At 69.2% G+C, this 6,257-nt stretch carries 8 protein-coding genes; all 8 read right to left on the bottom strand.

Going from position 1 to position 6,257, the window contains the following annotated elements; translation table 11 throughout:
* Positions 1–336: sigma-70 family RNA polymerase sigma factor (locus tag ACTHJR_RS07255; RefSeq protein ID WP_440522454.1), on the bottom strand; the 336-nt coding region annotated here is incomplete at its 3' end.
* Complete coding sequence (flhA, locus tag ACTHJR_RS07260) at positions 333–2,408, bottom strand: flagellar biosynthesis protein FlhA (RefSeq protein ID WP_440522455.1); 2,076 nt, start codon at positions 2,406–2,408, stop codon at positions 333–335. The genes flhA and ACTHJR_RS07255, both read right to left, overlap by 4 nt.
* A 3-nt stretch (positions 2,409–2,411) precedes the next feature.
* Positions 2,412–3,368 carry a lytic transglycosylase domain-containing protein gene (locus ACTHJR_RS07265; RefSeq protein WP_440522456.1) on the bottom strand — a complete coding sequence of 319 codons (957 nt, stop codon included), beginning with the start codon at positions 3,366–3,368 and terminating at the stop codon, positions 2,412–2,414.
* Between the two features lie 204 nt (positions 3,369–3,572).
* Positions 3,573–3,890, bottom strand: a complete 318-nt coding sequence (locus tag ACTHJR_RS07270) for a flagellar protein FlgN (protein WP_440522457.1) — start codon at positions 3,888–3,890, stop codon at positions 3,573–3,575.
* A complete protein-coding gene (flgM, locus tag ACTHJR_RS07275; protein ID WP_440522458.1) occupies positions 3,877–4,173 on the bottom strand; it encodes a flagellar biosynthesis anti-sigma factor FlgM in 297 nt (98 codons plus the stop codon). Before flgM ends, ACTHJR_RS07270 begins: the two co-directional genes overlap by 14 nt.
* A gap of 65 nt (positions 4,174–4,238) precedes the next feature.
* Positions 4,239–4,769, bottom strand: a complete 531-nt coding sequence (locus ACTHJR_RS07280) for a flagella basal body P-ring formation protein FlgA (protein ID WP_440522459.1) — start codon at positions 4,767–4,769, stop codon at positions 4,239–4,241.
* A complete protein-coding gene (locus ACTHJR_RS07285; protein ID WP_440522460.1) occupies positions 4,766–5,284 on the bottom strand; it encodes an OmpA family protein in 519 nt (172 codons plus the stop codon). Before ACTHJR_RS07285 ends, ACTHJR_RS07280 begins: the two co-directional genes overlap by 4 nt.
* Positions 5,281–5,952 (bottom strand): MotA/TolQ/ExbB proton channel family protein, encoded by a 672-nt coding sequence (locus ACTHJR_RS07290; protein ID WP_440522461.1) that lies wholly within the window; start codon positions 5,950–5,952, stop codon positions 5,281–5,283. Before ACTHJR_RS07290 ends, ACTHJR_RS07285 begins: the two co-directional genes overlap by 4 nt.
* Positions 5,953–6,257: the final 305 nt, after the last annotated feature.

The following is a 6,257-nucleotide window of genomic DNA, read 5'->3' on the forward strand; positions in this document are numbered from 1 at the left end:
CGCCTGGCGGCGGAGCTGGTCGATCATCGCGCCGCGCACGCGGGTGGCGAGATATTGCTCGAACGTCACCTGGCCGCGATCCTCGAAGCCGTGGACCGCCTCGACCAAAGCGACGAGCCCGATCTGCACCAGGTCCTCGACCTCGCACACGCCCGAGATGCTGCCATGGACGTGCCAGGCGATGCGGCGGACCAGCGGCGAATGCTTGCGCACCAAGGCGTCGACATCGGCGCCCGAGCGGCCATAGGTCAGCGGGCCGGGGACGGGCGCCCCTGAGAATCCGGCTTGCGCCGGCTGGGCGTTCGCGAACGCGCTCATCATCGGTTCCGCGCTCATGCCGCGAGCGCCTGCGGAGCGCCGATCACGGCGACGACTTCGACCGATTTCTCTTCAGGCACTTCGAAGAAACTCATCACTGGAGTGTCGGGAAGGCAGGTCTTGACCAGCTTGCGGATCGCGAGGCGGATCGAGGGCTGGACGACGAGCGCGAAGGGCTTGGCCTCGGCGACCAGCGGCGCGGCGGCCTGAGTCAGCGCGTCGACGATGCGGCGGCCGAGATCGGGTTCGATCGTGTGGCGGCGCGACGGGTCCGAGCGGACCGCCTGGCCGAGCAGCCCTTCGAGCTGCCCCTCCAAAGTCATCACGCGCAGCGGCTCGTGCACGCCGCACAATTTCTGGATAATCAGGCCGCCGAGATCGGGGCGGATCGCCTCGATGATCTCCTCGGCATCGACCGTCTTCTGCGCGGCGACCGCGATGGCCGAGGCGATGCGGCGGAATTCCTTGAGGCTGATCCCTTCGGCGAGCAGGCCCTTGAGCACCTGCGTGAGGGTGGTCAGCGGCAGCGGCGCCGGGGTCAGCGCGGCGACGAGTTGCGGATTGCGGTCCTTGAGGCCGTCGAGCAGCGCCTGTACCTCGTCCGCCCCCAGCATCTCCGCCGCATTCTGGCCGAGCTGGTGGTTGAGATGGGTCGCGACCACGGTGCCGGCATCGACCACCAGATAGCCCTGGCCGGTCGCGGCATCGGCGTCGCCCGGCTGGATCCAGGTCGCGTCGAGCCCGAAGGTCGGGTCCTTGGCCTTCTTGCCGCGCAGCTCGCCGACGCCCTGGCCGGTGTCGAGCGCGAGCATCTCCTCGGCCGAGGCCTGGTCCTCGCCGATGACGACGCCGCCGACGATGATGCGATAGGTATAGGGCGCGAGGTTGATGTCGTCGCGAACGCGCACCTGCGGGATGACGAAGCCGAGGTCCTTGGAGAGCTGGCGGCGGACACCGGTGATGCGGCCCATCAGCGGCGCGCCGCGGCGCTCGTCGACCAGCGGCACCAGGCCGTAGCCGATGTCGAGATGAATCTGCATGCCGTCGCTGACCTCGTCCCAGCCGATCTTGGAGAGATCGGGCGCGGGCGCGGCGGGCGCGGGCGGCGGCGGGCGCTTGGCGATCTGGCGCAGTTTCCACGCGGTGAAGCCGGCGATGCCGGCGGCCGACAGCAGCACGAGATGCGGCATACCCGGCAGCACGCCGAGCAGGCCGAGAATGCCGGCGACCGGGGTCCAGGTGCGCGCCGAGCCGAACTGGGTGCCGATCTGGCCGGCCAGGTCCTGGCTCGAGGTGACGCGGGTGACGATCGCCGCGGCGGCGATCGACAGCATCAGGCTGGGCAGCTGCGCGACCAGCGCGTCGCCGATCGCCAGCAGCACGTAATTGTGCGCGGCGTCGCCGATCGACATGCCGTGGCTGACCGGGCCCAGGATCAGGCCGCCGATGATGTTGGCGGCCAGGATCAGCAGGCCGGCGACCGCGTCGCCCTTCACGAACTTGGACGAGCCGTCCATCGACCCGTAGAAATCGGCCTCGGTCGCGACCTCGATACGACGCGCCTTGGCTTCGTCGGGCGTGATCAGGCCGGCATTGAGGTCGGCGTCGATCGCCATCTGCTTGCCGGGCAAGGCGTCGAGGGTGAAGCGCGCCGACACTTCGGACACGCGGCCCGCGCCCTTGGTCACCACGATCAGGTTGATGATGACCAGGATCGAGAAGACGAAGATGCCGACGACGTAATCGCCGCCGATCAGGAAGGTGCCGAACGCCTCGATGACGTGCCCCGCCGCGCTCTCGCCCTCATGGCCATGGACCAGAACGACGCGGGTCGAGGCGACGTTGAGGCCGAGGCGGAACAGGGTGGCGAACAGCAGCACGGTCGGGAACGCCGAGAAATCGAGCGGCTTCTGCGCGTTCAGCGACACCATCAGCACCGCAAGGCTGATCGCGATGTTGGTGACGAAGAAGATGTCGAGCATGGCGGCCGGGATCGGCACCACCATCAGCACCACCAGCAGCAGGATCGCCATCGGGAGCGCCGCGTTGCGGACGTTTCCGCCGAGCAGATTCTTCAGAACAGGCGGCACGCGTTACGCTCCCAGGCTCGCAAGCATCAGATAGGCCAGCCGCGCATTGTCGGGCGTCGGCCGGAGAAGGTTGACCGCGCTGGCATCGGCCGGCGGCGTGGCGGCGCCGGGCTGGCCGGCATTGACCCGCGCCAGCGCCGCCTTGGCCCAGTCGGCCGCGGTACGGCCGGTGTCGCCGTTGCCGGGGATCACCTCGGCGCCGGCAAGACCGGTCGAGGCGGCGAGCGAGGCGAAATTGGCCTTGGCGGTCTCGAACGCGCTGGTGCCGTAGGTCGTCGCGAACGCGGTCGCGCCCTTGCCGTCGAGCGCGTCGGACGCGAGGCTGGTGGCGCCGACCTTGGCCGCGCCCTTGTCGAGCTTGGCGGCGAAGCGCTGGTAGATGTCGCCCAGACTGCGGGCGTTGCCGTTGGCGTCGAAGAAGATCGAGCGGTTGGCGCGCGCCGCCGCCGGGAACATCGCCGCGCCGGAGGCGCCGGGGTTCGACTGCATCGTCCGGAGGAACGACTTGGCGCCGCCCAGCCCCAGGAAGTGCGCCATGTAGAGATCGGTGCCGGTGGCGCCGCGACCCAGCGCGCTTTCCAGCGACGCCTGGTTGTCCGAAGCGAAATTGGCGGCCATCGTCGCGGAGACGTCGGGATTGTTCCTGAGGTTGAGGATCGCGCTCTTCATCTGCGGATCGCTCACCACCCAGCGGTTGCCCGCGCGGGTGATCGCGTTCGACGCCCAGCCGAGTCCGTTTTCGGCCCCGTGCTGCTTGATGATGCCCAGCCACGACTGGTCGATGAACTGGTAAAGCCCGGTCGCCGACGAGGTGCCGGCGCGCGCCGCGGGGTTGAGCCCGCTTTCGAGTTGCGCCTGGCCCAGCAGATAATCGAAATCCATGCCGGTCGAGCGGCTCGCGTTCGCGATCGCCGTCCTGACGCGCTCGACATTCCCGGTAAGTGCTACGACGCCGCCCATAGGCCCTGGCTGGTTACCCCCTGTTACGGGGGACACTCAGCAAGGCGCGTGCCAGGTTTGGTTAACGGGACGTTTTGCCGAGAGAAACTCCCCTCCCGCTTGTGGGAGGGGCTGGGGGAGGGCGTGTCACATCAGCGCCTTCCCCAGGAGGGACATGCCCTCCCCTAACCCCTCCCGCGAGCGGGAGGGGAATAGGATGAAAAATCAGGCGTAAGCCGCCAGATTGCCGCTGGCGCGGTAGCCACCGGCAGCGTCACCGGCAAGAATTTGCAGGCGGCGACGAACATTTGCCGCCAACAGGTTGCAATAGATCCGCGCGGTCTCGTTGAGCCGGTGCGCTTCCTCGGCGAGCTCGCGCACGCCGGGCTCGAGCGTCGGCGTGTCGATCGCGCCCAGCGCCTCGAGTGCGGCCAGCTTGGCGCTGGTCGCCTTGTCGAGCGCTTCGACATCGTTGGACTTCATCGCCGCGATCTCGGCATGAAGCAGGTCGATCACCTTGATCAGGCCATCACGCCGCGTCATCGATCCATTCCCCCCTTAGCGACAACAGCTTGTCCGCGACCTTCTGCGGGTCGGGCTGGAAGCTGCCGTCGGCGATCGCCTTGCGGAACCGGTCGACGCGGCTGGCGTCCACCGGCGGCTTGGCGGCGAGTTCCTGCGCCAGCTGCCCGACTGGGTGCGACGCCTGCATCTGCTGCTCCGGCGTGGCGATGGCCGACGCGATCTTCGCGGCCGCCGCCGCTCCGAGCACCGGAGCGATGCGGGCATTGGGCGTTGAGCCCTTCGGTCCGATCGAGTCCACCATTGTCCAGCCTGTTGTAGCCTGTCTGGATCATCGAACGACCGCCTGCCCAAATTCTTTAAGAAAAATTATTCCGAGCCCGGAATCATGGCTTTACCCGGCTCTACCGCGATCGCCTGGATCGGCGGCCTGCCGTCCTCGACGCGGACCAGCACGCGCGCGCCGGCGGCGGCGTCGGTCGTCGCGACGCCGTCGCGCGTGACCGAGAACCCGCCCTCGCCGGCCACCACCGTCACCGGGTCGCCCCGTTTGATCACGATCACCGCCTTCGCGGCCGGGGCCGTGGCCGGCGCGACCACTACCGCCGGTGACGGCGTCGCCGTCGGCGTGAGCACCGGCACGAAGATGCGCCATTGCGGATCGGGGCAAGTCACCACCACCGAATCGTGCATATCGGTGCGCCAGGCGAGCGACACCATAGGGCAGGTCGCCAGCTTGAGCCGCGTATCGACCTCGGTGCGCGCGCCGCCGACCTCGCCGACCCCGCGGCCGGTGAAGCCCGCCACCGCCTTGTCGATCAGCGTGGTGCTCTGGAAGGTCTGCGCCGCGGCCGGACTGGCCGCGATTGCGAGCGCGAGGAGGAAGGTCGAACGGATCATGGCTGTTTCCTGTCGGGATCGCCGGTGAAACTCATGGTGACGAGCGCCATGCGACGGCCCGTCCCCGGCGTTGATATCATGATGCGGTTGGCGGCGATGCCATGATCGATCAGCCAGGCGACGGTCGCGCGGGCGCGGTCGCTGGCGAGGATCTGGGCGCTGCCCGAGGTGGGATCGATGTCCGCCGGCGTGCCGTCGGTGCTGCCCGCGACGCGCAAGGTCACGCGCGGATCGCGCAGGCTCTCGGTGGCGAACTCGAGCAGGCCATCGGCCGAGGCGATCGTCGCCGAGCCGCGCACGAAGCCGGCGCCGGCGGAGGCGAGCGGGATCGGATCGGCCGCGGCCGTCACCGTCGGCTTGCCACCGAATCCCTGGCGCAACCCCTTGGCCAGCGCCTGGCGATCGGTCGCCTGGATCAGCACGAAGAAACCGACCAGCAACAAGGCGAGATCGGCCAGCGTCCATAGCCAGAGCGGCCGGGCCGGTGCGGGGTCGAGGAGATCGGTCTCGTTCATGCCGAGGCCGGAACGAAGCTGGTCGGAGTCTTGACGCGACTCTTGTCAGCGAGCGCGGCGAGCGGCGCGACCAACCGCGTCCGCTCTTCCGCCTCGGCCCGCGCGCGACGGCGCAGGCGCACCGCGATCGGCATCGCGACGAGATTGGCGATCAGCGCGCCGTAGAGCGTCGCGAGCAGGGCGACCGCCATCCCCGTGCCGATCGCGCTCGGGTCGCTCATCGCCCAGAACATCTTCACCAACCCGACCAGCGTGCCGACCATGCCCATCGCCGGCGCGGCCTCCGCGGCACCGGCCCACATGTCGGCCGCCGCGGCATGGCGCAGGACTCGCGCGCGGCGGCGTTCGTCGAGCAGGCGCGTGATCTCGGTCGCCGTCGCGCCGTCGACGATATCGGCGACCGCGGCCGCGACATCCTTGTCGGCGATCACCGAGCGATCGAGCATGTGCACGCCATGCCGGCGCGCGATGCGACCGAGCGCGGCGACCTGGTCGACCAGCGGCGTGGCGTCGAACGGCTTGCGCGCCAGCGTGCCAAACGCCGCGATGCCGTGCCCGACGTCGCGGAACGACGTGCGAAGCAGGGTCGCGAACATGGTACCGCCGGCCACGATGGCGATCGCGGCGGGATCGAGGAAAGCGCCGAGCGTGATGGGATCCGTCGTCATATGCGCGATGCTTTGCAAGGGCGATGCCAGTTCGCTGGGGCGGTAGCGACAGACCCTCACCCTTCCCACCGCCTGCGGCGGCGAGCCCCTTCCCTCTCCCGCACGCGGGAGAGGGAGGGAGGCGCGAAGCGCCGGAAGAGTGAGGGTCTGTCGCTCCCGGCCTCGCTCCCCGGCAAACCGGCAAAACCGATTGCCGCCACCGGCAAGTCTTTGCCGCTTTCCCCTGCCGCAGGAGGCAAAACCGCCTCCCAGCGGCAATTGGCACGCCCCTTGCTGACCTCTCGCGCAGGATTTTCACGCGAGGT

This window comes from Sphingomonas sp., from assembly GCF_051962185.1.
Lineage (GTDB): Bacteria > Pseudomonadota > Alphaproteobacteria > Sphingomonadales > Sphingomonadaceae > Sphingomonas.

Excerpts from the sequence above, each read along its gene's own strand:
- ACTHJR_RS07265 (WP_440522456.1), bottom strand. The coding sequence starts at position 3,368 with ATGGGCGGCGTCGTAGCACTTACCGGGAATGTCGAGCGCGTCAGGACG.
- ACTHJR_RS07270 (WP_440522457.1), bottom strand. The coding sequence starts at position 3,890 with ATGACGCGGCGTGATGGCCTGATCAAGGTGATCGACCTGCTTCATGCC.
- flgM (WP_440522458.1), bottom strand. The coding sequence starts at position 4,173 with ATGGTGGACTCGATCGGACCGAAGGGCTCAACGCCCAATGCCCGCATC.
- ACTHJR_RS07280 (WP_440522459.1), bottom strand. The coding sequence starts at position 4,769 with ATGATCCGTTCGACCTTCCTCCTCGCGCTCGCAATCGCGGCCAGTCCG.
- ACTHJR_RS07285 (WP_440522460.1), bottom strand. The coding sequence starts at position 5,284 with ATGAACGAGACCGATCTCCTCGACCCCGCACCGGCCCGGCCGCTCTGG.
- ACTHJR_RS07290 (WP_440522461.1), bottom strand. The coding sequence starts at position 5,952 with ATGACGACGGATCCCATCACGCTCGGCGCTTTCCTCGATCCCGCCGCG.